Origin of the sequence: Rhizobium sp. L43, assembly GCF_002531725.1 — a bacterium.
Classification (GTDB): Bacteria; Pseudomonadota; Alphaproteobacteria; order Rhizobiales; family Rhizobiaceae; genus Rhizobium.
In genome coordinates, this window is the sequence record NZ_NWSQ01000002.1 from 25,119 (window position 1) to 51,835 (window position 26,717).

The 26,717-nt window shown below is 61.3% G+C and carries 30 protein-coding genes, 1 tRNA gene and 1 pseudogene; 12 read left to right on the forward strand and 20 right to left on the reverse strand.

All coding sequences use genetic code 11. The annotated features are described in order from the left end of the window. Positions 1-21 precede the first annotated feature (21 nt). The 8 genes from CO667_RS02595 to CO667_RS02630 form a co-directional block, all read right to left on the reverse strand. Positions 22-1,272, reverse strand: coding sequence for an FAD-dependent oxidoreductase (locus CO667_RS02595; RefSeq protein ID WP_097616930.1), 1,251 nt, complete (start codon positions 1,270-1,272; stop codon positions 22-24). 79 nt (positions 1,273-1,351) lie between these two features. Next, a complete protein-coding gene (locus CO667_RS02600) occupies positions 1,352-2,629 on the reverse strand; it encodes an alpha/beta hydrolase (RefSeq protein WP_097616931.1) in 1,278 nt (425 codons plus the stop codon). 561 nt (positions 2,630-3,190) lie between these two features. Further along, positions 3,191-4,072 carry an aldo/keto reductase gene (locus tag CO667_RS02605; protein WP_097616932.1) on the reverse strand — a complete coding sequence of 294 codons (882 nt, stop codon included), beginning with the start codon at positions 4,070-4,072 and terminating at the stop codon, positions 3,191-3,193. A 263-nt stretch (positions 4,073-4,335) separates the two neighbouring features. Further along, a complete protein-coding gene (locus CO667_RS02610) occupies positions 4,336-4,968 on the reverse strand; it encodes a TetR family transcriptional regulator (RefSeq protein ID WP_097616933.1) in 633 nt (210 codons plus the stop codon). A gap of 19 nt (positions 4,969-4,987) precedes the next feature. Next, positions 4,988-5,659: a methyltransferase domain-containing protein gene (locus CO667_RS02615; RefSeq protein ID WP_097616934.1), complete on the reverse strand. Its 672-nt coding sequence runs from the start codon at positions 5,657-5,659 to the stop codon at positions 4,988-4,990. A gap of 464 nt (positions 5,660-6,123) precedes the next feature. Further along, a complete protein-coding gene (locus tag CO667_RS02620) occupies positions 6,124-6,420 on the reverse strand; it encodes a hypothetical protein (RefSeq protein WP_097616935.1) in 297 nt (98 codons plus the stop codon). Positions 6,421-6,574: 154 nt separating this feature from the next. Next, a complete protein-coding gene (locus CO667_RS02625; RefSeq protein ID WP_097616936.1) occupies positions 6,575-6,946 on the reverse strand; it encodes a cell surface protein in 372 nt (123 codons plus the stop codon). A gap of 191 nt (positions 6,947-7,137) precedes the next feature. After that, entirely contained in the window at positions 7,138-7,458 is a 321-nt protein-coding gene (locus tag CO667_RS02630; RefSeq protein WP_097616937.1) for a hypothetical protein, read from the reverse strand. A 177-nt stretch (positions 7,459-7,635) separates the two neighbouring features. Here CO667_RS02630 and CO667_RS02635 point away from each other — a divergent pair, with 177 nt between their 5' ends. Continuing rightward, positions 7,636-8,337: a class I SAM-dependent methyltransferase gene (locus CO667_RS02635; protein WP_097616938.1), complete on the forward strand. Its 702-nt coding sequence runs from the start codon at positions 7,636-7,638 to the stop codon at positions 8,335-8,337. 86 nt (positions 8,338-8,423) lie between these two features. Here the strand turns inward: CO667_RS02635 and CO667_RS02640 are convergent, their stop codons facing one another. After that, positions 8,424-9,023, reverse strand: a complete 600-nt coding sequence (locus CO667_RS02640) for a hypothetical protein (RefSeq protein ID WP_097617294.1) — start codon at positions 9,021-9,023, stop codon at positions 8,424-8,426. Positions 9,024-9,303: 280 nt separating this feature from the next. Between CO667_RS02640 and CO667_RS02645 the strand changes: the two genes are divergently transcribed. Beyond that, complete coding sequence (locus CO667_RS02645; RefSeq protein WP_097616939.1) at positions 9,304-9,729, forward strand: hypothetical protein; 426 nt, start codon at positions 9,304-9,306, stop codon at positions 9,727-9,729. 234 nt (positions 9,730-9,963) lie between these two features. After that, positions 9,964-11,454, forward strand: coding sequence for a hypothetical protein (locus CO667_RS02650; RefSeq protein ID WP_097616940.1), 1,491 nt, complete (start codon positions 9,964-9,966; stop codon positions 11,452-11,454). A gap of 18 nt (positions 11,455-11,472) precedes the next feature. Here CO667_RS02650 and CO667_RS02655 read toward each other — a convergent pair whose 3' ends face one another. Both CO667_RS02655 and CO667_RS02660 read right to left on the reverse strand, forming a co-directional pair. Next, the gene (locus tag CO667_RS02655; RefSeq protein WP_097616941.1) at positions 11,473-12,081 is read right to left on the reverse strand and encodes a pyridoxamine 5'-phosphate oxidase family protein; all 609 of its coding nucleotides are present in this window, start codon (positions 12,079-12,081) and stop codon (positions 11,473-11,475) included. Positions 12,082-12,089: 8 nt separating this feature from the next. Continuing rightward, positions 12,090-12,794: an SDR family oxidoreductase gene (locus CO667_RS02660; protein ID WP_097616942.1), complete on the reverse strand. Its 705-nt coding sequence runs from the start codon at positions 12,792-12,794 to the stop codon at positions 12,090-12,092. Positions 12,795-12,910: 116 nt separating this feature from the next. Between CO667_RS02660 and CO667_RS02665 the strand changes: the two genes are divergently transcribed. Beyond that, on the forward strand, positions 12,911-13,786 hold the full coding sequence (locus CO667_RS02665; RefSeq protein ID WP_097616943.1) for a LysR substrate-binding domain-containing protein: 876 nt from the start codon (positions 12,911-12,913) through the stop codon (positions 13,784-13,786). Positions 13,787-13,811: 25 nt separating this feature from the next. Here CO667_RS02665 and CO667_RS02670 read toward each other — a convergent pair whose 3' ends face one another. From CO667_RS02670 to CO667_RS35740, 4 genes are all read right to left on the reverse strand, one after another. Then, positions 13,812-13,991, reverse strand: coding sequence for a hypothetical protein (locus tag CO667_RS02670; protein WP_097616944.1), 180 nt, complete (start codon positions 13,989-13,991; stop codon positions 13,812-13,814). 148 nt (positions 13,992-14,139) lie between these two features. Beyond that, positions 14,140-14,607, reverse strand: coding sequence for an SEL1-like repeat protein (locus tag CO667_RS02675; RefSeq protein WP_245433046.1), 468 nt, complete (start codon positions 14,605-14,607; stop codon positions 14,140-14,142). An 84-nt stretch (positions 14,608-14,691) separates the two neighbouring features. Further along, entirely contained in the window at positions 14,692-14,952 is a 261-nt protein-coding gene (locus tag CO667_RS35735; protein ID WP_245433047.1) for a hypothetical protein, read from the reverse strand. Between the two features lie 36 nt (positions 14,953-14,988). Beyond that, positions 14,989-15,480, reverse strand: a complete 492-nt coding sequence (locus CO667_RS35740) for a hypothetical protein (protein ID WP_245433049.1) — start codon at positions 15,478-15,480, stop codon at positions 14,989-14,991. A 218-nt stretch (positions 15,481-15,698) separates the two neighbouring features. Here CO667_RS35740 and CO667_RS02685 point away from each other — a divergent pair, with 218 nt between their 5' ends. Continuing rightward, entirely contained in the window at positions 15,699-16,220 is a 522-nt protein-coding gene (locus tag CO667_RS02685; RefSeq protein ID WP_097616945.1) for a hypothetical protein, read from the forward strand. 143 nt (positions 16,221-16,363) lie between these two features. On the opposite strand, the pseudogene CO667_RS02695 reads toward CO667_RS02685, so the two are convergent. The 4 genes and pseudogenes from CO667_RS02695 to CO667_RS02710 all read right to left on the reverse strand — a co-directional run bounded on the left by CO667_RS02695 (position 16,364) and on the right by CO667_RS02710 (position 20,700). Then, positions 16,364-16,601 (reverse strand): annotated as a pseudogene (locus CO667_RS02695) (transcriptional regulator). A gap of 123 nt (positions 16,602-16,724) precedes the next feature. Next, positions 16,725-16,801 (reverse strand) — tRNA-Arg (locus CO667_RS02700). 139 nt (positions 16,802-16,940) lie between these two features. Beyond that, on the reverse strand, positions 16,941-18,461 hold the full coding sequence (locus CO667_RS02705) for a HAMP domain-containing sensor histidine kinase (protein ID WP_097616946.1): 1,521 nt from the start codon (positions 18,459-18,461) through the stop codon (positions 16,941-16,943). A 241-nt stretch (positions 18,462-18,702) separates the two neighbouring features. Further along, complete coding sequence (locus CO667_RS02710; RefSeq protein WP_097616947.1) at positions 18,703-20,700, reverse strand: methyl-accepting chemotaxis protein; 1,998 nt, start codon at positions 20,698-20,700, stop codon at positions 18,703-18,705. A gap of 436 nt (positions 20,701-21,136) precedes the next feature. On the opposite strand from CO667_RS02710, the gene rpmH reads away from it, so the two are divergent. From rpmH to CO667_RS02740, 6 genes are all read left to right on the forward strand, one after another. Continuing rightward, positions 21,137-21,271 carry a 50S ribosomal protein L34 gene (gene rpmH, locus CO667_RS02715; protein ID WP_003570740.1) on the forward strand — a complete coding sequence of 45 codons (135 nt, stop codon included), beginning with the start codon at positions 21,137-21,139 and terminating at the stop codon, positions 21,269-21,271. Between the two features lie 21 nt (positions 21,272-21,292). Continuing rightward, positions 21,293-21,694, forward strand: a complete 402-nt coding sequence (rnpA, locus tag CO667_RS02720) for a ribonuclease P protein component (RefSeq protein ID WP_097616948.1) — start codon at positions 21,293-21,295, stop codon at positions 21,692-21,694. After that, positions 21,694-23,487, forward strand: a complete 1,794-nt coding sequence (yidC, locus tag CO667_RS02725; RefSeq protein WP_097616949.1) for a membrane protein insertase YidC — start codon at positions 21,694-21,696, stop codon at positions 23,485-23,487. The genes rnpA and yidC overlap by 1 nt, the downstream gene beginning before the upstream one ends. A gap of 155 nt (positions 23,488-23,642) precedes the next feature. Then, positions 23,643-24,296, forward strand: coding sequence for a ribosome biogenesis GTP-binding protein YihA/YsxC (gene yihA / locus CO667_RS02730; RefSeq protein ID WP_097616950.1), 654 nt, complete (start codon positions 23,643-23,645; stop codon positions 24,294-24,296). Positions 24,297-24,557: 261 nt separating this feature from the next. Beyond that, positions 24,558-24,767: a cold-shock protein gene (locus CO667_RS02735; protein ID WP_179874046.1), complete on the forward strand. Its 210-nt coding sequence runs from the start codon at positions 24,558-24,560 to the stop codon at positions 24,765-24,767. Positions 24,768-25,005: 238 nt separating this feature from the next. Further along, on the forward strand, positions 25,006-25,281 hold the full coding sequence (locus CO667_RS02740; RefSeq protein WP_097616952.1) for a hypothetical protein: 276 nt from the start codon (positions 25,006-25,008) through the stop codon (positions 25,279-25,281). 184 nt (positions 25,282-25,465) lie between these two features. Here CO667_RS02740 and CO667_RS35745 read toward each other — a convergent pair whose 3' ends face one another. Beyond that, the gene (locus tag CO667_RS35745; protein ID WP_245433062.1) at positions 25,466-25,630 is read right to left on the reverse strand and encodes a hypothetical protein; all 165 of its coding nucleotides are present in this window, start codon (positions 25,628-25,630) and stop codon (positions 25,466-25,468) included. Here CO667_RS35745 and CO667_RS02745 point away from each other — a divergent pair. After that, positions 25,574-26,602 carry a histidine kinase dimerization/phosphoacceptor domain -containing protein gene (locus CO667_RS02745; protein WP_245433060.1) on the forward strand — a complete coding sequence of 343 codons (1,029 nt, stop codon included), beginning with the start codon at positions 25,574-25,576 and terminating at the stop codon, positions 26,600-26,602. The two genes, CO667_RS35745 and CO667_RS02745, sit on opposite strands and share 57 nt — an antisense overlap. Positions 26,603-26,717 lie beyond the last annotated feature (115 nt).

Genomic DNA, 26,717 nt, shown 5'->3' on the forward strand with positions numbered 1-26,717 from the left:
ACGCGGCGGATGATGCCGCCCTCAATATCGGTCTATGCGGAACGGGGTCATGTCGAGCGGCGGCTCAGTGCCGGTCACCATATCGGCAATCACGAGCGCTGTCGTTGCGGCATAGGTCAGGCCGAGATGGCCGTGGCCGGTCGCATAGAAAACACCTGATATCTTCGAGGACGGCGAAATGATCGGGATGGTATCGGGCAGCGCCGGGCGATGCCCCATCCATTCCGTCGTCTCCTCGGCCTTCAGCCCCGGCAGCGCCCGCTGGGCATGGCGCACCAGCACCCTGGGGCGGCGGAAATCCGGAGCCGCATCGAGGCCGGCGAGTTCGACATTGCCGCCGACGCGGATGCCGCCCGCCGTCGGCGTCACCATGAAGGCGCGATGCGGCCAGATCACCGAATAGCGCATGGAGATGCCGGGCTTCATGATCTGCGTGTGATAGCCGCGCTCGGTCTCGAGCGGGATCGGCTCGCCGAGCTTTTCGGCAAGGAAGCGGGTGTGGACGCCGGCGGCGAGCACCACCGAACCAGCCTCGATGCGCCTGCCATCCTCGAGAAGAACGACGGCGGTGCCATCGCCCTTGCGCTCGATATTCCTGACCGCGCCGGAGATGAAGGCCGCGCCCGCAGCTTTGGCGGCGTCGGTGAGTTTCACCACCAGCTGGTAGGGATCGCGGATCGACTTGTTGTCGGGCAGCAGCACGGCTTTGGCGATCGCCGGCGATAGGGCCGGCTCATAATATTGGATGGCGCCGTTGCTCAACACCTCGAATTCGAGACCGTAGCGCTGCATCATGGCGAGATGGCCGCGATCGGCGGTAAATTCCGCCTCGGTCTCGTAGATGGCGAGACAGCCCTCCTCGGTCATCAGCTCGGGCGCGCCGATCGCCTGCAGCATTTGCCTGAAATCGCCGAGCGCCCGGTGCGACAGGCTCATGCCGGCATCCTCGATCGCTCGCAGCCGCGACGGCCGGCCGGCGGCGAGGAAGCGCAGGAACCAGGGCAGCATTTTTGCCGCATAGGACGGCCGCAGCCAGACCGGGCCTTCCGGATCGAGCAGCCAGCCGGGGATCTTCTTCCAGGTCGAAGGGCCGGAACCGGCGGCAAAATCCAGTGCGATGCTCGCCATATTGCCGAAAGAGGTGCCGCGTCCCGGCTCACCCTTGTCGATCAGCGTCACCTGCAAACCACGCCGCTGCAGCTCGAAGGCGATCGCGGCGCCGATCACGCCCGCGCCGACGACAACCACGCTTTTCTTCGTCTCATCCGCCATGAATCAACCCATCGCACGGCAGACAGGATTGCCGTCGCGACTCTGATATATCAGATCAGCGGTACTGCCTACGAAATTTTTACTGGCTTTCGGGCAGGCCGGCGCCGACGCTGTCGCCGACCGAGCCGACGGTATTGTTCATCGACTGGCCGAGACGTTTCAGCTGGGCGTCGTAGTTGCGCCTTGTGCGCGGATCGAAGATCGCGATCGGTGTGCTGACGGCGACGCTGACCGCGCTTCCGGCGGTCTGGGCGGCGCCCATCGCCACCGCGCCGACGGCCTCGCCGAGCCCGACATTGGAATCGGTGATCGTCTGGCCGGCGATCAGCCGGTCGCCGATCAGCTTCACCACTTCGGGGCTTTCGGCAAACTTGCCGTGGTTCAGCCGGTCGCCGCCCTTGAGCTTGGTAAGATCGAGCACGGTGATGCCGGCTGCCTCGAGCTTGCTGCGATAGGGTTCGGCGGAGGGATCGATCTGGCCGAGCCGGTCGACATTGCCGGAGATGCGCCGTGACAGCGCCAGAGCCCGGTCGTCCTGCGAGACGAAGATGGTGAAATGCGGCCGGTCCTTGCCGAGGCTTGCGAACTGGCGGCCGAAGACGTCGACATCGAGATCCGGCGAAGCGAGGATGACATTGTTGATCTTCGAAGCGACGTGACCATTGCGGATCGCCATCTGCCGCAGCGCCTCGACGGTCAACCACGTGCCCATCGAATGGGCCATGATGGTGACGTCGCTGACGGCCGGATTGGCGGCGGTGCGGGTCAGCAGCTCTTCCAGCGCATCGCGGGAATAGTTGGTGCTTTCCTTATCGTAATTGTAATCGAAGATGCTGGCGCGCGACGGCCAGGTGAAGACGACGGGCGCGACGTCCGCATGGGAATCATGGACGATCTGCGCGAAGCGGTAGACGGCATCCTCATAACGATTGTTGAAGCCGTGCACGAAGACCAGCACGCGGCGGCTCTTCGGCATATGGCCTTTCAGCCAGGTCTCGCCCGCCCGCTCGCCCTCCAGGGGATCGACGGATACGGTGACGAAATCGCGTAAGGGATCGGCCGGCAGCCGCTTTGGCCATTGCACCTGCCCGACCTTGCGATTGGCTTCCGGCGGGATCGAGACATCGACGGCATTGACGGCGAGCCCGGTGCCACGCTCACCGGAGAACAGCACGGCGGGATTGTCATCGGCAGCGCGCGTCGTCGCGACGAGAAGATCGACCTTGGAGGTGCCCGGCGGCACGGTGCCGGCCGCCTGCATGACGCCGACCGGCCTGCCGCCGCAGCTGGAAAGCACAAATGCTGTAACCAGAAGACCTGTCAGGGCTGCATGCGAGGCGCGCCATTTGCCGATCATGACCAAACTCCAACCGGTTCACGCGCCGGACAGGCGGCACACGTTCAAATAGTCCGACGACGCCGGCCGAGTCAAACCGGATGAGGTGGAAAGCCTGAGCGGAAAATGAAAAGAGCCTGGCGCGGGAGGAGGTGCGCCAGGCTCTTGATCCTGACTGACAACTGGGAGGAGGAGTGTTGTCAGTCCGATGTAAGAGCGCTGGGAGGAGGAGTGCGCTGCTTACGAAGATAGTGATACCCCATTCATTTAATCGGGAATAGCGAAAATACCGCAATGCAGCAATGCAGGAAACGCATAGCATGCCCTTGAAATGACAGGTAATCGCCTCATTTTGCAGCATGTTTGACCATGTGGTCAAAATTGTGCTGAAAAATGTGGCCGGGGGAGATCGCCGATGGCTTGCCCCTCCGGCTGCCGCCACCGACCGGGGTCGAGCCACGTGTCTCGACCCGTCCTTCGGACCCCCGTAAACGGGGCGAAGGGGATAGCCGCGACCTCTCGACTCCCTCTTCTCCCCAGCGGGGAGAAGAGGGCATGCCGCGCCCTCTCCGTTCCCACCCATCAAGCCGCCTTGAAAACCCTCCGACCCTCAGCGTCGAGCGCCGAAAACTCCTCGTCCGACAGCGTGATCTCCACCGCCGCAACGTTTTCCTCCAGATGCTTGACCTTCGAGGTGCCGGGGATCGGCAGCATGACCGGGCTGCGCTTCAGCACCCAGGCGAGCGCGATCTGGCTCGGGGCGGCATCGTGCTTCCTGGCGATGGTATCGAGCAGCGAGCCGGGTTTGGCGAGATCGCCGGCGGCCAGCGGGTACCAGGGGATGAAGCCGATATTGTGCTTCGTGCTGTAATCGAGCACGTCCTCGCTGGTGCGGTCGACGAGATTGTAGCGGTTCTGGACGGTTGCGACCTTGAAGTGCTTCGACGCCGCCTCGATCTCGGCAACGGACACTTCGCTCAAGCCGGCATGGCGGATGAGACCGGCATCGAGCAGCGATTTGATCGCGTCGAACTGTTCCTTGGCCGGCACCTTCGGATCGATGCGGTGCAGCTGCCAGAGATCGATCTGCTCGAGGCCGAGATTGCGCAGGCTCTTATGCACCTGCTGAATGAGATATTCCGGACGGCCCACGGGCAGCCAGATGTTCGGGCCGTGGCGGGTGAGGCCGCCCTTGGTGGCGACGACGGATTTGGCGGCATAGGGATGCAGCGCCTCCTTGATCAGCCATTCGGAGACATCGGGACCGTAGGAATCGGCCGTATCGATGAAATTGACGCCGAGTTCCGGCAGGCGCTTCAGCGTGCGGATCGATTCGGCATGATCGGCGGGCTCGCCCCAGATGCCGTCACCGGTGACGCGCATGGCGCCGAAACCGAGACGGTTGATCTCGATCTCGCCGCCGATCTTGAAGGTGCCTGACTTGGCTGCATTGTGACTGGACATGGTCTTTCCTCTCTTGGTCAATGAAATCATCAAAGTCGGTGGAGCGGTGGGGAGCCGCCCGGCTCAAGGGCCGCGACATGAATGCCGGGGCTTTTGGAGATGCCTTCGAATTCGAAATGTCTGCGCTGATCGAAGCGATGCCCGGCATGGCGAGGGGATGAATGAGAATGCGGGCGCTGCGACGCCTGCACATATAGGACGGCACCGCCGGGATTACAGTGACGGCGCTGAAAACATCGACAGCGCGGCTGAGGCGAGATCCGTCAAAGCCTGGGCTTGGCCTCGTCGCCGAATTCCGCCAGGATTGTCCAGAGCTCGGCGAGGATCTCATGCGCGAAATCCTGCAGCGAGGCGCCCGGCGGGCGCTGCTGCCAGAGTTCGCTGCCGACGCGCAGCGCACCGATGACGACTGCCGCAAGGACCCGCATGCGCGCGCGCTCAGGATCATTTCCCTTGCGCAGCAGCAGCGCCTCGGCGAGCTTCTGTTCGAGCCTGGCATATTTCAGCTGGTCGCGGGCCCTCAGCGCCGGCGTGTCATGGATGAGTTCGGCGAGCGCCAGACCCCGCTCGTCGACAGAGGCGATAACGGTTGCGGTGAGCGCCGCCTCGACCGCCGCGACGGACGATTCATCGGCAGGCCTTGCGGCAATTTCCGCCATCAGCCGATCGGCGAAACTATCCTGCCAGGCGAAAACCACCTCTTCCTTGGAGGGGAAATAATCGAAGAAACTGCGCTTGGAGACGTCGGCCGCCTCGGTGATGTCCTCGATGGTGGTGGCCTCGAAACCGCGCTGGAGAAAGAGGGTCATCGCCGCCTGCTCGATGCGCTCGCGCGTCTGCCGCCGCTTTCGTTCCCGCCGGCCTTCCCCCGTCTGCGTCCGCTTGCTCTCAGCCATTCCTGCCCGGCATCACAGTTCAGCCGCCGGTTTCGTTGGAAAAGGCGGCGACATCGTCGAGTTCGGCTTCGCTCTCACGATAATTGAAGCGCTCGCGCGACAATTCCAGCGGCTCGCGGCGCGAGATCCGATAGACCGAGGCCGGCGGCAGGTTGCGCACCGTGCCGCCGATGCGCACCGCCTCCAGGCCGAGGCGGTCGAGGATCGGCCGCGGCACCGGGCAGCGCGGACCATAGGTAAACTGATAGACGGCCCCGCCCGGCCTGACATAGGCGAAGGCGCCGGCCAGGATCGAGGCGATCTTGCCCGGCGACATGGACAAAAGCGGCAGGCCGCTGACGACAGCGCCGACCGGCTCGCCTTCGAAAATATCGGCATGGGCGAGTTGGGCCGCATCCATCTGCAACACGCGCGCGCTGGGGAAACGCGCCTGCAGCGCCGTGATGAACTCCGGACCGTATTCGATCAGGGTCAGATCCGCTTCGCTGACGCCGCGCGCCAGGAGCGCCCGGGTGAAGACGCCGGTTCCGGGACCGAGTTCGATGATCGGCCCGTCGAGTGCGGCAATCTCACTGGTCATGATCCTGGCAAGCGAATCGCCCGAGGGCGCGATGGCCGCGACCCGCAGCGGGTTGCTGATCCAGGAGCGGAAAAAATGCAGGAAATCGGCGCATGCAGCCTTTGCGGTCATGACTATCCCACCCGTTTGAAATTCGATTGATTATGAAAAGCGACCATCGCGGCGAGCATGGCAATTCCAAGGCAGATGCGTCAATCACTCTTCGATGCGGCGTTTCGCAGCGCCACCATCGGCAATTTGCTTGATTCTGTACTTATTGCATTTTTGCACTTGATGCAATATGTGCGCGTGTGAGTTGGGGAAAGACAGGCCGCTACTCCAAGCAAAGGGTGGCCCAAGGCGGCGAAAAATGTGGACTGGTGCAGCCCCTCATCCGGCTGCCGCCACCTTCTCCCCGCTCGCGGGGCGAAGGGGATATGCCGCACCCTCTCCGGTGCCACTCGCTCTCGCAAGGCAAGTCCCCTCTCCCCGTTTTTTACGGGGGGTCCGAAGGACGGGTCGAGACGAGTGGCTCGACCCGGTAAGGTTAGGGTGAGGGGCAGCCACAAGCGCGAACCGGACTGCCGCAGACGTCCTCAGTAATTGCAGCTGGAGCTGCTGGTCGGGTTGAAGCCGAGTTTGCAATCCATGTTGAGCGGCTTCTTCGGGTTCGTCATATAACGTGTGGTCATGCCCGAGTTTTGCTCGCCGATCGAGCCGGTCGTGCGCCGGTCGTGGTCAACCTTGGTTTCTTGGCTGGCAACCGGGCGGGCAGTCGCACCCTGCTCCGTCGCGCTCGACTGGAGGGGAGCTGCCGCGGCGGAAAAGGCCGAGAGGCCGAGCATTGCACCGAGCGTCGCGGCGATCAGGCCGGTCTTGAAAGTGGTGGTCATCATCGTCTCCTTGGGAGGATTCAGGGAATTTACGCCCCGCAGTTAGGAAGGCGATCTGTCACAAACCACGGCCCGCAAGCAGAGATCACAGACATGTGAGCGGAGACCATGATCGAGAAAAAGGCGGCTCATCGCCGCCTTTTCATTTGCCGGCTCAATAGCCGTTATCGCAGGGCATGCTGCCGGGACCGATCGATCCTGAGAACGTAGGGTTGCACATTTCCGGGGCTGCAGGTCTGTTCACCGGCTGGCGGATAATGGAGCCCGTGGTGCCGGGTTCGACGCCGAAGGCGGCCAGCGGATACCAGTAGCCATCGGAATGGCGGCGGGTGCCGGGGCGTTCGGTGCGGAAGCCTTGATAACCATGCCAGGACCCGGCATGTGGTTTATATTGCACCATTTTTACATCAGAGATACCGGGCGGGAAAGCCGTCTGGACGGGGGCCGCCTGCGCTGATGCAATCGACGCGAAGGCGAAAAGGGCACCGAGCGCGACGGTGGAAGGGGCAAGTCTGAGCATCTTCATGATAAACCCTCCTTACTGGATTTATCCGACGAAAATGCCTTTCCCACCTGTGGAGTTCCGCGCTCCCATGCAACTTCCAAAACTCGTGATTGCAGGCGATCCGGCGTGACTAAATCGCCGAAAAACGTGAAAAGTCGCGATCAGCAGAAGGGCTCAACGAACACCGGGGCGGAAACGTGAATTCTCTGTTCTCAATTCGCGTATAATGTCCGGTAGCCCTGGCCGGAGAGGCAGGCGACATATTGCCGATGGGCAGCGGCACGCGCCGTCGTTTCCGCCTCCAGCTCATCGGCTCCGGCATAGCCGGTCAGCTGGGCGCGCAGCTGATACTGCTTCCTCGCCTCATCATACATGGCGTTGCCGTCGGTCATGCAGATACCGTGGGCAACAGCAGGCGGATTGACCGGCACGCCGATCGCCAGGAGCACGGGATCGTTGGCGTGGTCGATGCAGCCGGCAAGCGCCGTCATCATCGCCAGGGCTGCCGGAGCCCGAAAAATTCCCACCGTCATGCATTCCTCCGGCCGAAGCGCCTCTGAGATCATCAAACCCGCGGATACATCAGGAAGGTTGCGCGAAACTAATGCCTGTCGCCGTGGGCTAAGAACGGCAGCGCTCCGAGAGTTTAAATATTGCTTAAAATGCTTACTTATGGTCGCAGACACTAATCTCTTCGGGGGAGGAAGATTATGGCTTCGCCGTGGGTAAACGACGCGCTGTCGCATGCGCAATCAGCGTTTTCCGGCAAGATCAACACGGATATTCTTGAGGTTGGCGGCGGCTCCCGCACGCACATCCCGCTGAAAGGCGCACGATATACGGTCCTCGACATCTCGAAGGAGCAGCTCGAGAGGAACAAGGATGCCGCGGAGCGGATCCTCGGCGATGCTCAAACCATAGATTACGGCGATCGCTACTTCGACGCCTGCGTCTTCTGGGACGTTCTCGAGCATCTGGAAAGCCCGCGCTCGGCCTTGTTGAGAGCCCATGACACCCTGTCTCCCGGTGGCCTGGTGTTCGTCAAGGGCCCGATCCTCAGCTCGGCCAAAGGCATCTTCACCGATCTCACGCCCTGGTGGAGCCACGTGTTGTTCTATCGCTACGTCCTCAGGCAGAAAAACGCCGGCAAGCCAGGCTATGCCCCATTTCGCGTCGAGCACGCCGCCGAGGCATCCCATTTTGAGATTGCCGGGACATTGAAGGATCTCGGCATGGATATCGTCTTCGTCGGCGAATATGTGTCGACCCAGGTGCATGCCCTCAAGGACCGAATTCCCCCGCTTTACTGGCTCTATGAGGCTTTCGGCCTTCTGCTTCGCACCGTTTCGGCCGGAAAGATCGGCGGGCGGGAGACGGAGTTTCTGATCGTGGCAAAGTGCCTTCGTCAGTAACTCCCCACCAGAATCTATATAGCACCTCGGAATCCCGAAATTGGCTGCGGTATTGAAATCCTTCAATATTTTTCCTGGCTCACCCCTCAGGAAGCGCGGCGCATTTCGGAATCCCGAAGCGGCAGTATTTCGGGATTCCGAAGCGGCGTTTTTTTCTTCCTGCCGAGGCGGCCGCGTTTGTCGGCGGCAAGCTTGCGGTCGGTCTCGGACCATTTCCGGCAGTTTTCGGCCGTGCACCGCTTCCACTCGTCGGTGGGTGGTGCGCCCTCGTGGTCGCCGACAAATGTCAGCGTGAACCGGTTGGGATGCGCGACGCCGCTGCCTGCCCGGCCGCGGCGAACTTTTATCAGCCCCTTATATTCCAGCTCATCGAGCGCATCGGCGACATATTCGCCGGTGACGCCGTAGGACACGAATTGCGGATGGGTCACGACAAGCTTGCCGTTTTCCAAGGCGGCGTGCGCGGTGTGCTCGATGACGATGCGGAAGAAGGCGCGGCAGGCATTGGCGCTCAATGTCGTGAAAGCCAGCGATTCCAGCAACTGAATGGTGAACCATTGCCAGCGAAGGCTGCCGTCATCGGGCCCGCTTTCTTCCGATCTGGGCGGAGCGGTATGCTTGCGCACCATCGCCCGCGTCTTGCCGGCACTGGTTCGGCTCTTGTCACGAGGGTTGAATTCCCCCATCAGCCCCTCGCCCCCGTCGCCGGCCGATCCTTCGGCAATCTGCCTGTGCTGCGAGACCGGCAATTCTGTTTATAAGGCGGGCGACGGCCCAGGCTCGTCCGGGCGATCACCTCGCCGATAGGGAAAAATTTGCTCGACATCCGGCATTCCATGGTTGCAATTGCGGGCAACCTAGCGCAAGAACGATCCATGAACTAGGAAAATATTCTTAGTTTTGATCTTACATTGTTCGGTTGCGCCTGCTACGATCAGGGCCTGAATATCGAGGGGTAGGAGCGCGATGCGAATGATCGGCATGGGGGAAAAGAGCGTGGTGGTTTGCGGCAAGCGATTGCTGGCCTTGTTTTCGATCTTACTGGGAAGCGCCGTCCAGGCCTTTCCCTGCGATCAGCCGATCATGATCTCCAATTGGTCGCTCTGTGCGATCGCCAATGTGAGCGCTGAGGGCGGTGCCGCTGATTGGAAAGCTGTGCCTGCGTGGACTCGCGAGAAAACCATAAGCGCGTATTTCGAAAACGAGCCGCGGCTCTTAGCAAACCACGGACTTTGCAACGCCAAATTCCATCGCGTTGTACTCTGCCAGCCGGGATGGGAAACGGGCGACCCGGATGAGTGCTCATATCTGATTTGCAGTGGCTATTACTCATCCGTGTTCGGGAAGGAAGAGAGGGAAGCCTATGAGAGAGACCACCCGACCGCTCAATAGTTTTTCGCTTCGCTGCCTTGGGGCTTTTCGCTTCGCTGTCTTGGGGCAGAGACTAGAGCGGCCGATGAGAAGTGCTTAACCTTGATCTCTCGATCTCGATCTTGAAAACCTGAAGCAGTTTCGCGCAGAACGATTATCGCAGCGTCGGCACTACCCATCCTCCTCATCGGCAAATATGCTCGCTGCCGGCAGCCGGACGGCCGCCATAAGCTGCACTGTCAAAGGTCCGCCAGCATGACATCATTGTACTGGAAGAGTTTTGTCTGGTTTTGCGTGAGCGTCACACTCTCCCATCCGGCATGGTCCGCCGATGGCATCACAATCCCGGCCTATGCGCCGGCGACCGGCGTCGAGCACGGCTACAGCGTTCAAAAAGCCACCGAAACCGATATGTCGTTCTGGTTCGACAAGCCAGGCGCCTCGGTGACTGTGCGCAGTGCGTTTCGCCAGCGCATGACCGTTCTGTCGCGGGATGAAAACGGCATGCGGGTCCGCTGGTCCCTCAGCGCCGATCTGCCGGCAGACATCGCGGGCTCTCCCGACAGCTATCAGATGAACCTGCTCTATCGGAATTCGCTGACAGCCTATGGCACCACAACCCTCGAGCTGGAAACGGAGCTGAACGGCCATCCCAACACTCTGTTCGGCGTCGATCAGATCCTGGCACATATGCGGGAGATGGCCGCCAATGGGCCGGGTGGGGTCGCCGCAGCAGGCGCCTCCGCGACGCGGGCAAGCGGTGTCGATGACATCATCAGCAAAATAGAGCAGAATCCTCTGCAAATCGTGGCCGCCTTGGTGCCGGAGGCATTGCTGCTTGCGACGGGGCAATCCTATCAGGACGAGGTCATGCAGATCGGCCAGGCCCTGGCGGTGTCGCAAACCGAGGATTATGGCGGTATGGATGTCCCTGTGGTGTCGACCTGGATCCTGGAATCCACCGACGCGGTCTCGCGCACCGCGACCCTTTCCCTGTCGGACGAATTCGATGCCGCGGCGTTCAGCCAGTCGCAGCAGCCGGCGATCGCAAAGATGATGATGGCTTTCCCCGACCGGGTAAAAAATCTTGCCGCCGATCAACTGGCTTCAGTCAAACGCGCCAGCAAGACCCGAAGCGGCAAGTTCGTGGTGTCGCTGGACGATGGTTCGGCGGTCGAAGCAACCGAGATCATCACCCTCACGACCGGCGGGGCAACGTTCCGCACATATACCCACATCCTGCGCGGGGATATGCCTGCGCGCTTGCCGCTTCCCACGGCCCTGACGGCAAAGGATCTGCCGACACCCGATCTGCGCGTGGAGCCCCTGCCATCGGCCAAGGCCGAGCCGGGCATCCTGGATGAACTTTCGACACCTCCTGCCCCGCCGACGGCATCGCAGGAGACGACCGTTGCCGCAGGCAATGGGGAGGCCAAGGCGATCGCGCCGGTCTCGCTTAAGGTGAAGAGCGCGGAGATAGTCCGGTCTCCCGTGTCCTCCGACCAGGGCCTGAATATCGTGCTCACCCCGGAAAGCGCCGCCACTTTCCACGATTTCACGCAGGCAGCACTGGGACGGCAGACGCAGGTGCTGATCAACGACAAGGTGGTGATGGAACCCTGGATGAGGGAGCCGATCATGGGCGACCACTTTGTTCTGGGGGGAACGGGTGGGAAAGAGTTGGAGGCGCTCGCCGAACAGTTGCGGATTCCCGAAGCTTCGATTGTCGTGCGGCTGGCCCCGTGAGGGCGCCACCAAGCTCTGTCATGGATTGACCCATCGACTGGCTGCAAGAGCGCCCGTCTCGTCATAGGTCAGCAACGCCCTTCGGTTGCCCTGGCTGCGCAACTGGAACCAGTCCAGCGCCCGGGCGCGAAAGATCAACAGGCCGAAATGCGGCTTTCCCTTAGCCGCATCCACAGGCTTCGGCAGAGCCGCCTCATCGATGGCGTCAAAGCCAAGCTCGTCGCCAGGCGGACCGCCGGCATAGGTCATCCCAGTCCAGGCGGAGAGCTTGTCCCAGGCGGCGTTGGCCTGATTGCTGCCGGCGGCATGGCGTTCGACCGTCCCCTGCAGCCGAAACTGCAGCCGTGTCTGCGCGCAGAAGCCGAGGACCGTGGCATGGGGATTTGCCGAAAGCTCACGCCATTTCGGGCTGCGCATATCGGTGTGAAATTCCAGAAGCCGCAACGACCGGTCAGCGCGCCGCAAGACCACCATGCGCGCCTGTGGCCTCGCCTCGGCATCGACCGAGCAGAGGTTCAGGAACCGGAAACCCGACTGCGGGTTTGACCCCGCCGCTTCCAGTTCTCGCCATGTCGAAGCGTCTATCTCGGCGAGGTTCGGCGGCACGGCTTCGTGCTCTATCTCCATGACCTGGCTCAGACGGAACGGGTAATGCCGCCATCGACGCGGATGTTCTGGCCGGTGATGTAGCCGGCGCCTTCGGAGAGCAGGAAGGCAACCGTCGCTGCGATTTCCTCGGCCGTGCCGTAGCGGCCCATCGGCACGCTGTCACGCCGCTCGTCGGTGGCGGGCAGGCTGTCGATCCAACCGGGCAGGACGTTGTTCATGCGGATGTTCTTGGCCGCATAAGTATCGGCGAAAATCTTGGTGAAGCTCGCCAGCCCTGCTCTCGCAAACGCCGAAGTCGGGAACATCGCCGAAGGCTCGAAGGCCCATGCCGTCGAGATGTTGACGATGGCGCCGCCGCCTTGCGCCTCCATGATCGGCGCGACCAGCCGGATCGGCCGCACGGCGCTGAGGAAATAGACCTCCAAACCCTTGTGCCAGTCCTCGTCCGATATTTCGAGGATCGGCGCACGCGGGCCATGGCCGGCGGAATTGACCAGCGCGTCGATCCGCCCCCATGTCTTCATCGCCAGATCGACGAGCCGCTTCACATCGTCGTTCTCCAGGTTCGAGCCGGTGACGCCGACACCGCCCAATTCCCTGGCGAGCGCTTCGCCCTTGCCCGAGGAGGACAGCACCGCAATGCGATAGCCATCCCCAGCGAGTTTTCTGGCCGCGGCGGCGCCCATGCCGGAACCGCCTGCGGTGATGAGAGCGACTTTTTCGTTCGGCATCAGAGTCTCCAATCGTTGAATTGCGGAGCAGTATGCCAGAGACAGCGCCGACTTTCGCGTCAGAAAGAAACGTGTCAGACTGTAGAAAATCTACTGGATTACCCTCGGAAAAACCAATGGTCCAACCCCGCCGCAAACTGCCGCCGCTGAATGCCCTGCGCGCCTTCGAGGTCTCGGGCCGCAGGTTGAATTTCCGCGCCGCCGCCGAGGAGCTGGGCGTCTCGCAAGGGGCGGTGGCGCAGCAGGTGCGCGCGCTGGAAGATCAACTCGGCCTGATGTTGTTTCAGCGGCTGCCGCGCGGCCTGGCTCTGACCCCGCAGGGGGCGGCCTATCTTGCCGATGTGAGCCGCGCCTTCGATACGCTCAACGACGCCACGGGCCGCCTCCTCGCGCGGCCGGACGCCGTGACGATCAGCGTCACCCCGACGGTCGCCGCCAAGCTGTTGATCCCCCGCCTCGCCGAGCTCAAGGCGGCCCTTCCCGACGTGGAGCTGCGGACGGTCGCCACCGAGGCGCTGTCCGATTTCGATCGCGATCAGGTGGACATTGCGGTGCGGCTGACCCGCCAGCCTTTTCCGGCCTCCCTGGAGGCAAGGCTGCTGTTTCGCCAGGAACTCGTCGCCGTCGCCAGCCCCCATCTGGTCAAGGATCTGATCCTTCCGCTGACGGCCGGTGCACTTGGCAAGCTGCCGCTTCTGCATGACACACTCAGTCCCTGGCCGCTGGTGCTGCAATCGCGCGAGAAGCTGCCGGGTGCGGTGTTCAACCACACGACGCTGGCGCTGGATGCCGCCCTCGCCGGCCAGGGCGTCGCCCTGGCCTGCCGGGCTTTCGTGGCGGCGGATCTCGAAGCCGGGCGGCTGGTGCAGGTGACGGATGCGACGACGACAATCGAGCCCGACTATTTCCTGATCCGCAAACGCTCGTCATCACAGCGAAAGGCGGTCGATGCGGTATGGCACTGGTGTGCAGCACGGCTGTCGGTCGGTTAGGCCAGGCATTTGGAAGCTGATCAGCCTATGAGGCGGCGGCCAGAACGATGGCGATAGCAAGCAGCATGGGACCCATCCACTTGAAGTGGCGCACCAGCGGCGGATTGGCCGGGTAGCCCGGCATCGGCAGATAGCCAAAGCCCACGGATGTCATCCACAGGCCGGCGCAAAACATGATGATTTCATCGATATAGGCTGCGATCATGGCTCTTCCTGCTTTCGAATGGCGTCGCGATAATCTCTGTCTCCGCTAAAGCGCATCGCGATCTTTAGATTCGCTTGGCCACAGTTTAGGTCTCTGTTTTGCGCATGTCGTGGTCGCAAAGCCGCTGCACGGTTTTGCGCGGCATGCTTTAGCGGAGCCGTTCATCATATGCATCGGCACGGGCCAGACGGAACAGATCGGGATAGAGACCCAACCATAGGGCCAAACCCTGGCGCCGTGTGCCAAAACGCTTGTGCCCTTTCATCATTCGAAAAGCCACATCGCGTTTCGCGAACAGATGGCCGCGATCGGCTGCCGCCAACAGAATGTCGTCGGCTTCGTCGGCATGCCCCGCCAAATGGGGATGCGCCTCGATCGTCCTGTATTGCCAATAGAGCGACGATATCGGGCGATGGTGGTCTTTGCGGAACCATTCCAGCGCGCGTTCGGCGCGTCCCGCGTCGAAATGGCCGAGCCCAAGAGGATTTGCAGCGGACTCGTCTCCACCATCATAGGCAAGCTGGTAGTGGTGAAGCGATCGGTCCCTGTCCTTTCGAACAGCCTGGCCATACCAATACATCCAGCCAAGCACACCATGAGCCCGCAGATCCGGCATTTGCGGCCTCCTCCAGCAGAGGCAAGGCTTCCTTATAACGCTTCTGTTTGTACAATTGCTGGGCCATTTTCTCCTTCGACGTTGTCATGCCAGCATCGCTCCGATCAATTGGACAGCCTCTCTGACCTCAGGGCCGTGACGCTTGTCGAGCCGCTCCGCCAGCCCCCGCCCCAATTTCTGCCACCGGTCGAGATGGGTGTCATAGCCGGTTCCCGAAACCAGCCACGGTCCGCTCGAGCCCACGCCGATGGATTTACGGCCCTCGCTGTCCATGATCCATTCACAGAGGCGGAGAAGCGCTGCGTCGTCCCATTGGTTCGGGCGACCGAGCGCGAACCACAGCATGGCCAGCCCGAAGAAGGGGATCTCTCCCGCTTCATGTTAGGGCAGGCGCGGAATCAGCCAGGACAACAGTGACAGAACGTCATCCTCGACGCCCAAGCCGAGGGCTTCCAGGCTGCCGAGCAAATTTATGAGCGTCTGGTTGCTGCCATAGGAAGCACCGGCGTTGCGCGCGTCGCCGTAGGAGAGGAGGAGAACCGTGCAGGCAAAGGCGCATTGCCTGGATATTCTCGCCGCCATGCCGGGATCCTGCTGCTGAGGTTCGGACCACCGGGTCAGTTCCAGAACCTCGCGGGGATGCCATTGCAATGGCGACGGCAATTCGTACAGCCGAACGATGTCGATGAGCCGGGCCAGATGTTCCTCAGTGTCGTTGCCATAGTCGGCGCCCGCGATGATCCGCAGATCGCCTTCATCCAGCAAACCGGCCACGGTCTTGAGAAGAGAGGTTGGATCGCTTGGTGAAATCGGTGGAACACGCTTTGCGATGCTCTGAAATTCGGCGATTTGCGCCTGGCTTAGTGACGTCATTGAAATTTCCGTCTCCGCGACATCTGCCCGACTCCGATCCGGACGCGTCGGATTGGTCCCATTCGCCATCGATCGCGACCTTGAAGCTAAACATTTGGCAGCCCTTCAGAAAATGTCGAGAGGCTAAACTTAAGGTAGCACGATTGCTTCAAATCCCCTAAGCATCCGATGCATTGCGACGAATACCAGCCCGCCACATCAACTCTCAGGAATATTCCATGCACAACGCTAAATTCACTCGCTACGCCGGCTTTTCTGCGTGCGTCGCTTTTGCGGCATTTCAGGCCGAACAGGGCATGGCCGGTCCGGCCCGTGACAAATTCTTTGACGCGGCGCTGTGCAAACCACCATACACGATGACCTCGGCAATGGAGATCTATGATGCCGCGGAAGCTCTGGCCAAGCCGGACACCTCGTCGCTCGGTGCGGCGATCTACAAGATCCCGAACCAGATAGGCCGCGACGGCTTCAAATCGACCGAGGTTTTCTTTGCCAGCAACGCCGTCGGAATATTGGTCGAAGGCCAACGCGCTGACGATCTGGCCGCAAAATACGGGTTGAAGCCCGAGACCTCGGACCTGCTGGGGACATCCACCAAAGGCTATTCGCGCGAACTTCCGGCAGATCAGCAGCCCGAACCGGGACTTGCCGGCCCCGGCAAGGTCTCGATCGTCGCCCGCCAGGGGGACGCCTTGCCAGGCAAAACATTGCTGGCATGTGAATTCGTTCAGGATTTCTAAGAGGCAGCACGCAAGCCCGCAATCGGCACCTCGGCGGCGTTCACCACACGAGTAGCCGCGCGCGGATTGCGTTCCCCGATGTAGTCACCGACAGCGGCCAGTTCTCGAAGATAACGTCTCGTCCAGACGATGCGCACGCTTTGTTACGCCGGATTGCATTTATTGAGAACGGCAGCGATTTCTTCATCGGCTGCGAATTCGCCTCTGTCCGCGTCCTCAATCCCGGCCTGAACGCCCGCAATCCACTTTTCCTGCCAAGCCAGAGAACGACCCATGGGCCAGAGCATCCTCGATGATCTGGCTGCGCGTCAATGCCGAACACTCGGCCAGCACATCGATCCGGCGGCTCAGCTCTTCTGCAATCTCGACGGTGTTTTTCATGGATCTATTCCGTCATGCCCTGTAACCGCCTGCCAAGCCGTTTCAGGCCAAAGTTCGGCCGGACGGCGGATTTGGTCCTGCCGTTCGAGGCGTTAACGCGTATCTGCAGTGACAGAAGAAAAATGGCGCACCCGAAGAGATTCGAACTCCTGACCCCCAGATTCGTAGTCTGGTGCTCTATCCAGCTGAGCTACGGGTGCGTGCAACTGCGGCGGTGCCGCTTGCGTGGGCGATCCTCTAAATCGTCCTTCGGGACAATGCAAGAGCAATTCTGAAAAAAGAGCAATTCTGAAAAAATCGCGTCTTTGCCTGTTTGCATCAGCGCCTTCTCAAGGCCTCTCACTTTTCGCTGTGCGTCCGGCTGCGGTAATCCTCCAGTGAAACCGGGCGATCGGGGATCTCGATGCGGAACTGCGTGCCGACCGTCGGTTTTTCCACAAGCGCGATCGTACCGCCATGGGCGAGCACCAGCTCGCGGGCGATGGTGAGGCCGAGGCCGGTGCCGCCGGAGCGGGCGGAGCCGCGGAAGGCGGCAAAGAGGTTCTGGCGCGCCTTCAAAGGCATGCCGGGGCCAGTATCATCCACGGTGATGCTGACGACGCTGCCGACGCGCTGGGCGGCGACGGTGATGCGCCTGACGGCGCCCGGGGCGGCCTCGCCCGGCGCGGTCAGCGCCTGCAGCGCGTTGCGGCAGAGATTGTGGATGACCCGGAACAGCTGCTCGCCATCGGCATCGACCTTGAGATCGGCGCCGATCTGCTCGGTGAATTCGATGCCGCTTTGCGGATCGATCGCCAGCATGTCCTTGACGTCCTGGGTGAGCTCCAAAAGCAGGATATGGCGGCGGCGCGGGGCCGATTCGCTCGCCTTGCCATAGGACAGCACCTCGGTGGTATAGCCGACGGCGCGGTCGATGGTGCGCAGCAGCTTCGGGGCGAAGCTCTTGACCATCGGATCGTCGACATCGACCAGCCGGTCCGACATCAGCTGCGCCGAGGCCAGGATATTGCGCATGTCGTGATTGATCTTGGAGACGGCGAGGCCGAGAGCGGCAAGGTTCTTCTGCTGCTTCAGCGTCTTCTGCAGCTCCATCTGCATCGAGGTGAGGTTGCGGCCGGCGACCGCCAGCTCGTCGCGGCCGCCGTCGCCGATATAGATATGGGCAGGGTTTTCGGGATCGGAGGAGAATTGCTGCATGCTGCCGGTCAGCCGGCGGATCGGGCCGATGAGGATGCGGTTGATCGCAAAGAAGATCAGCGTCGCGGTGAAGAGCGAGATCAGCACCGACAGCAGCAGGACGTTGCGGGAATAGGCAAACATCGCCGTGCGCAGCTGCCTGTCCCTCATCACCACCTCGACGCCGGTATTGGTGTCGCCGACCGGGCCGTAGACGCGGATCATCCTGGCGCCGCCGAAGATCAAGGTGTCGAGCGCATCGCGGATCGCCGTCATTGGCGGCACGTCGGTGAGATCATAGGCTTCGTCGACCGAGGTCGGCATATCGGTGGTCGCCAGGAGTCGCGAGGTGCCGTCCTTGCGCAGCACGATCGCCTTGGTGCCGGTCGCCTCCAGCGTTTCCTTCTGCAGCGCGCGCGGCAGCTCGACCGGCTGCAGCCCGTCGATGACGATGGCGGCGGCGGCGGCCGTGTTCAGCCTCTCCTGCAGCCAGCGGATGCGCATGCTGGCGACCGAGGGAAAGAAAATCAGGATTTCGGCGAGCATGATGAAGACGACGGTCAGCCAGAGCAGTTTGCCGGACAGGCCGCCGAACATGCCGGCAGACGGGCACGGTGCCCTTGCGGCCTCGCCGGCCGCCGGGATTTCCGCCGAAGGATTGTCGCCCTGATCTTGAACAGGCATTCTCGTCTCGCCCGATCGGCAGCACGTCGGCCGCCCTCACCGTTGGAGCTCTATATTAGACCAAAAGCCTCCGCTTTCAAATCTTTGCGAGCAGCGTCACGTCGTCACAAAGAAACGTCCGCCGGGGAGGAGGTGCGGATCGGGCAGCGGTGGCGCAAGCTCGAAGAGGACTCCGAACGATGCTGTCAAAAAACCAACGCCACCCGGAGGCGGCGTTGGAAGACGGTGTGATCGGTAAAGCTTAGAACTCTTCCCAGCTCTGTTCGGCGGCTGCCGCATTGCCGCCGAAGGCGCGGGCGACCTTGGCGATGGCGCGGCGGGCCGGCGAGGCGACCGACCGGTGCGGCTCGCTGCGGACGAGCGCCACGGGTGCCGGCGCGTCATCCGACAGTTTGAAGCGGGCAATGAGGCTCACCAGCCCGTTGGCTTCGGCCGAAAGCCGGTGCGTGGCGGCGGAGGTTTCCTCCACCATCGCCGCATTCTGCTGGGTCACCTGGTCCATCTGGTTGACGGCGGTGTTGACTTCCTTGAGGCCGGTCGACTGTTCGGTCGCAGCGGTGGCGATCGAATGGATATGGTCGTTGATGGCGATGACGCGGGTGCCGATTTCGGCCAGCGCCTCGCCGGTCGCCTGGACCAGCTTGACGCCGACCTGCACCTCGTTGCCCGACTTGGTGATCAGCGCCTTGATGTCCTTGGCGGCCTTTGCCGAGCGCTGGGCGAGCTCGCGCACTTCCTGGGCAACGACTGCAAAACCCTTTCCGGCCTCGCCGGCGCGTGCCGCCTCGACGCCGGCGTTCAGGGCCAGCAGGTTGGTCTGGAAGGCGATCTCATCGATGACGTTGATGATCTGGCTGATTTCGCGCGAGGCCTGCTCGATGCGGCCCATGGCCTCGACGGCATTGCCGACGACGACGCCGGAGCGGCCGGCATTCTCCTTGGCTTCGGACACCATGATGGTGGCTTCATGCGCCCGCTCGGTGGAATTCTGAACGACGGCGGTGATTTCGTCGAGGGCGGCCGAGGTCTGTTCGAGGGCGGCCGCCTGCTGCTCGGTGCGCTTCGACAGGTCGTCGCTGGCATTGCGCAGTTCTGCGGTGTTGCCGTTCATCCCTTCCGTCGTCTCGCGCACTTCGCGCATGGTCGCCTGCAGGGTGACGAAGGTATTGTTGACGTTCTGCTGCAGTTCGGCGAAGGCGCCCTGGAAGTTACCCTTCATCGTCTGGGTGAGGTCGCCCTCGGCAAGGCTGGCGATGACGCGGCGGGTCTCGCCGATACCGGCATCGACGCTCGACAGCAGCGTGTTGATGTTGCCGGCGAACTGATTGAGGTTGTCGTCCTCATAATCTTTGCTGATGCGGTGGGCGAAATCGCCGGCCGCAGCCGCGGCCACGACGACGGACATGCTCGACTGCAGGTCGTCGCTCTTGGCGCGCATCGCCGCTTCCTGGGCGTTCAGGCGCTTGATCGCCAGGCCGTTCTCCTTGAAGACGGCAACGGCCGCGGCCATCTCGCCGATTTCGTCGCGGCGGCCGGCAAAGGGAACCTCGGCCTCGAAATTGCCGTTGGCGACCTCGTTGATCGCACGGGTGACCCGCTTGATCGGCCGGCTCAGATGGCTGGTGCCGATATAGAAGCCCATGCCGATACCGGCCGCGATGCCGATGCCGGTAATGCTGAGGACGAGCATCAGCACCCAGGAGCGGAAACTTTCGATCTCGGCGTTGACGGCCTCGAGGGCGGCCTTGTCGGTGGCGACGACCGCGTCGATTTCCGCCTGGAACGCCTTGCGGTTGGCGCGGTTGGCGTCGTTGTTGCCCTGCTGGCTGGCGGCCTCGGGGCCGACCTCGGTGCCGAGGCGGGCCGTTTCGCTGCGGAAGGTGCGGAATTCGGCGGCGCGGGCGACGAGCTTGGCGAATGTCTCCTTTTCGCTCTCGGGAACGAGCGGCGTCCAGCCCGCGATGACCTTGTCGATCTCATCGAGGCCGGCCATCAGGCCCTTGGCGAAGTTCGGCGTATCCTTGATCGTCTTGGCCGCATAGATGCCGCGCGATTCCATCACCACCGCCGTGACGAAACGGTTGAGGCGCTCGCCGGCATAGGCGCGGGCGGCAGCCTCCTCATAAGCCGTCAGGTTGCGACTGTATTCGTGCATGGCGGACCATGCCGTTGCGCCGATCAGAAGCGCCACCGCGCCCATCACGCAAACCAGCAGATTAATTTTGCCGCGGATCTTCAATGCGATGCCCTCCTAGCTACAACACTGCCTGGAAAGCAAATTCCCAGCCCGTGACGCTAGATATCGGCGAAATTTATTAAAGTTAGATTTCCAATGTTTACGATTATGGCCGGTGAAAAATCGCCGTGTCGACTTGAAGGATGGGCGCGAGCGGCGCTGAAAAACCGAGCCATCAGCACCAAACAACCTGTACTTGCCACAAAAGATACAACCGTTCGGCGGGCGTTGAAATTCTTAACACCAGAGTGCGAAAAATAGCAGTCGGGCAGCGCCGCAAAGTGAAATTATCCGGTATAATTGACTTTCGCAGGCTTCATCCGTATAAGCCGCCGCACGTTCGGTCACCCAGGCCTTTCATGGCTCCGCCCGTTCGAAAAACAACGCTCCTTGCATTATGCAAATTCAAGAAGGGCCGCACTCCGCGGTGTTTAAATAAATGAAGCGTACCTACCAACCATCCAAGCTTGTCCGCAAGCGTCGCCACGGCTTCCGTGCGCGCATGTCCACCAAGGGTGGCCGCAAGGTCATCGCCGGCCGCCGCGCGCAGGGCCGCAAGCGTCTTTCGGCTTAAGGCCGGGTTGCCCGGTAAGAGATGGCGGGCGAATTGACGACCAAAGACCAGAAACACACTGTCGGGCGGCTGAAAAGCCGCCCGCAGTTTCTTGCCGTTCGCGAAGGCGAAAAACGCCGCGGCGGCCTCTTCCTGCTCGAAGTCCTCGACCGGAAGGAACCCGACAGCCAAGCCCGTGTCGGTTTTACAGTCACCAAAAAACATGGCAACGCGGTCGAACGGAACCGCATGCGCCGCCGCCTGAAAGAGGCGGTGCGGCTTCATGCGGGGTTTGCAATGCAGCCCGGACACGACTATGTGGTTGTCGCGCGCAGGGACGTGCTTGAGGCGTCCTTCAAGGAATTGGCCGCGGAACTGAAATTTCGCGTGGAAACCAGGCCGAAACACCGGCGCTCCGGAGACGGGCGCCCCAGGAACGTATGATGGAAAACAACCGCAATTACTTCATTGCGATCGCTCTCTCGGTGCTGATCGTCCTCGGCTGGCAGTTTCTCTATATGAATCCGCGCATCGAAAGCCAGCGCAAGGCGCAGGAAGCCCAGAAGGCGCAGCAGCAGACCGAACAGGTGCAGCAGCCCGCAGCAAGCGGCCAGGCACCGGCCCAGACGAACGGCGCGGCACCTTCCAGCCAGGCGGCCGCGACGGCGACACTCGAGCAGGCGCTGCAGAAGTCCCCGCGTGTCGTCATCGATACCGCGGCACTTTCCGGCTCGATCAACCTTGCCGGCGCCCGTCTCGACGATCTGAAGCTCAAAGGCTATCACGAGACCGTCGACGACTCGAGCCCGATCATCACGCTGTTCAGCCCGGCCGAAACCAAGGACGGTTACTTCACCGAACTCGGCTATATCGGCAGCGATGCGACGGGCAGCGTTCCCGGTCCCTCGACGCTCTGGACGGCGCCTGAGGGCGCCAAGCTCACCGAGAAGACGCCGGTCACGCTCTCCTACACCAATGACAAGGGTCTGACCTTCACCCGCACCATCTCCGTCGACGAACGCTACATGTTCACCATCGCCGACAAGATCGAAAATACAGGCCAGGCTCCCGCCTCGCTCAATTCCTACGGCCGTGTCACGCGCTACAACAAGCCGACGACGCCGTCGGTCTACGTCCTGCATGAAGGCTTCATCGGCGTCATCGGCGATGACGGCCTGGTGGAAACCAAATATACCGCCGCCGAGAAGGAAGCCGTGAAACCGGCTAAATCCACTGGCGGCTGGCTCGGCATTACCGACAAATACTGGGCGGCGACAATCGTTCCGCCGCAGACGAGCCCCTATGAGGCAAGCTTCTCGCATTTTCCCGACGGTCAGCCCCGCTATCAGGCCGACTATAAGGAAGATGCCTTCACCGTTGCACCGGGCCAATCGATCGAACTCAAGAACCTCGTCTTCGCCGGCGCCAAGGAAGTGCCCGTCATCGACGGCTATGAGGCCAGCTACTCGATCCCGAAGTTCGACCGCCTGATCGACTGGGGCTGGTTCTATTTCATCACCAAGCCGATGTTCAAGCTGATGGACTTCTTCTTCCGTTACTTCGGCAATTTCGGCGTGGCGATCCTGTGCACCACCATCGTCGTCAAGGCGCTGTTCTTCCCGCTCGCCAGCAAGCAATACGCTTCGATGGCCAACATGAAGCGCATGCAGCCGAAGATGGAGGAGCTGAAGGCGAAATTCGCCGACGACCGCATGGGGCTGCAGCAGGCGACGATGCAGCTCTACAAGGAAGAAAAGATCAATCCGATCGCCGGCTGCTGGCCGGTGGCGCTGCAGATCCCGATCTTCTTCTCGCTCTACAAGGTGATCTACATCACCATCGAGATGCGGCACGCACCGTTCTTCGGCTGGATCAAGGACCTTTCGGCGCCCGATCCGACGACGATCGTCAATCTCTTCGGCCTGCTGCCCTTCGAGGCGCCGACGCTGCTGCATCTTGGCGTCTGGCCGCTGATCATGGGCGTCACCATGTTCCTGCAGATGCGCATGAACCCGACGCCGCCCGATCCGACGCAGGCGATGATCTTCAACTGGATGCCGCTGGTGTTCATGTTCATGCTGGCAAGCTTCCCGGCCGGCCTGGTCATCTACTGGGCCTGGAACAACACGCTCTCGGTGGCGCAGCAGTCGGTGATCATGCGGCGCCACGGCGTCAAGGTCGAGCTGTTCGACAATCTGAAGGGTCTGTTCCGGCGAAAACCGGCGCCATCGAAATAAGGCTTGCAGAGCCCCGCTCCGGCGGGGCTTTTCGTTTCCGCTCGGCCGACGATGGTCGGTGAAGCATGGCCTGCGAACCGCCGCAAAGCTTGACATCTGCCCGCAAAACCACGAAGCCCGATAAAAGACCGAACCCGGAGATTGCAGAGCCCCGCATGCCAGACACCGAAAAGCCGCTCTTCGGCCATCCATGGATTTTCATCCGCGGCGTCCCGTCGCTCAACTTCCTGCCGCCGGAAGGGCCGTTGGAAGTGGCCTTCGCCGGGCGTTCGAATGTCGGCAAATCCTCACTGATCAATGCGCTGGTCGGCCAGAAGGGCCTGGCGCGCACCTCGAACACGCCGGGGCGCACGCAGGAACTCAACTATTTCGTTCCGGACGGCTATTCCGGCGAAGGCGGCGACATGCCGCCGATGGCGATCGTCGACATGCCGGGTTACGGTTATGCGCAGGCGCCGAAGGAGCAGGTCGACAAGTGGACCAAGCTGGTTTTCGACTATCTGCGCGGCCGCGCGACGCTGAAGCGCGTCTATGTGCTGATCGACAGCCGCCATGGCATCAAGAAGAATGACGATGACGTGCTCGATCTGCTCGACAAGGCGGCCGTCTCCTATCAGATCGTGCTGACCAAGACCGACAAGATCAAGGCGGCTGGTGTGCCGAAGCTGCTGGCCGAAACCGCGGAAAAGATCCGCAAACGGCCGGCTGCCTATCCCGGCGTGCTGTCCACCTCGTCGGAAAAGGGCGATGGGCTGGACGATCTGCGCCAGGCGATCGCCGAAACCGTCGGCATCGCCCGCTGGAAATAGAGCGCGCGCCCCGACGTGGTGCCCTGTTTGGTGTAAAGGCCTCCGCGACATCCCAAAGTTGAATCTGCGACAAATTGAAAACTAAAGGTTGACGGCACAGCTGTGTTGAGCTAGATAGCGATCATCGAATTTTGCTTGCTGGCTTGGTTATCGCGCGATTGGCACCGCGCTCTGAACGAACTTCCTTTCAAAAATCGCTATCACCATCCGCATCGCCTTGGCGCTGCGGTTCTTCAATATGCTATGAAAGGGTTCATCATCATGGCCACTGGCACAGTTAAATGGTTCAATTCCACCAAAGGCTTCGGCTTCATTCAGCCTGACAATGGCGACGCTGACGCCTTCGTTCACATCTCCGCCGTCGAGCGCGCCGGAATGCGCGATCTCGTCGAAGGCCAGAAGATCGGCTTTGATCTCGAGCGTGACAGCAAGTCTGGCAAGATGTCCGCTTGCAATCTCCAGAACGCTTAAATCGATATCTGCTTTCCTTTGACCACGGATGTACTGGCACTGCCGGAAGCACGTTATCAATTCAAGGCCAGGCGATTTGCCTGGCCTTTTTGTTTCCAACCATAAGGCAAGCCAAGCGTGGTTGGTCCACCGTCGCCGGGAGATCGCGTCCGGCACATGGACTTCACCGCATCGCCATCTCCGGAACATCGCGAAATCAGGTGATGCTCACGGTCCACTTGCACCCAAGGAAGCATCGATGACAGAGAATACGAAGGAACTTCAGGCGATCAATACGGCTTGGCAGATTGCCATTCAGGAGATCTTACGCATGGTTATCCGAGACATGTATCACGGCGGCGGCGAGGAATCATTCAAGACGCATATCAAGCGTATCGAAGAGGCGGCCGTGGACAGCATTTACACGGATTTGCGGCTGCGCGGGACAGATGAATGGACTGAAGTCCTGGTCAAGGATAAAGCCAGCAATTTCGTCACGATGCTGCTGACGTCCTTTGCATATGATCGGGCCTAGAGCAATTCCAGAAAAAGTGCGAAGCGGTTTTCCGTCCGGAATTGCGTAAAAACAAAAGGATAGAGCGGTTCTGCGCTTCCGTTAAAAGCTGAACCGCTCTAGATCACGGTCCGGCATAATCGCCGCACAGGAAACTGCCTGCATGGGCTGACCGGCGTTGATTGCGCTTGCCTCCCCGCAGTTTTTAAAGCAACCCTTCACTCTCATGCTGTGCAAGAGCAGCCGTGTCCGCGAGTAATGTTTGATGACTGATAGCAAAGACCAGCCCCTTTCGCCCGAAGGCGTCGGCAATTTGCCTCATCTTGCCGAAGCCCTCGATGACGACCGGTTTCGACATTTTCTCGATCATGTTCCATTCGCAGTGGCCGTCTCCGAACTCGGCGGCAACGAGGCGCTGATTTACGTCAACCTGGAATTCGAGCGGCTGACGGCGCTGGCGGCAACGCAGGTCCAGGGAAAACGCTGGTCGGAAATCGAATTGAATTCGACCGCAGTTTCAGGAGAAGCGACGCTCACCGCGGCTGTGACCTCTGCGGAGGAATATGTTGGTGCCTTCTCGCTGGCAGCCGAAGCTGAGAGCACGGCGATAATCGATGTCTGGTCGAATACCATCATCGACGACGATGACACTCCGCTTTTCCGATTGGTGGCCTTTGCGGCTCGCAATGAGGCGGCGGCTGATCAGAGCTTCAACGAGCTGCTGACGGAGAAAGATGTCCTCCTGCGCGAACTTCAGCACCGCGTGAAGAACAATCTTCAGATGATCACGGCGCTCATCCGGATGGAGGCGCGCAATGCTCAGCAGAGTGAGGAAAGCGAAAGGTTTGCACGCCTTGCCGGGCGGATTGAAGCCTTGGCTCTCCTCTACCGCTCGCTATCAGACGAAGAAAGGGGCGGGACAATCGATCTTGGCACCTATGTGAGCCAAATCGCCGCCTCGGTGATGGCAGCCCACGCAGTGGAAGGTATCCGGCTGGACATGAAGGTCGATACCTGGCCGGTTTCGGTCAATGTGGCCATGCCGGCCGGACTTGTCATCAACGAACTCCTCACCAATACGCTCAAACATGCCTTCGTCGGGCGTGATGGCGGGGAGATCACGCTTCGCTGTGTCGTCAGCGATACCGGGTGCAGGATCACCGTCGCCGATAACGGGATCGGTCTCCCCCTAGATGTGAACTGGCCGCACCCGGGAAAGCTGAGCGCGATGATCGTACAGTCCCTGAAACAAAACGCCCGCGCCGAAGTGGAAGTGACCTCGTCGCCGGACACCGGCATGAGCGTCTCACTCGTCTTCCCGAGAGCCGAAGCGGCCCAATAGCCTCGTCAATGGTTATCGCGCCCCTCTCCTGGAAGCATTAGAATTCACGACAGCACACATCATTCTCGCTCGCATTAGGGGCGCCCCGAAGAGCGCCCCATGTGACACGCGCCGG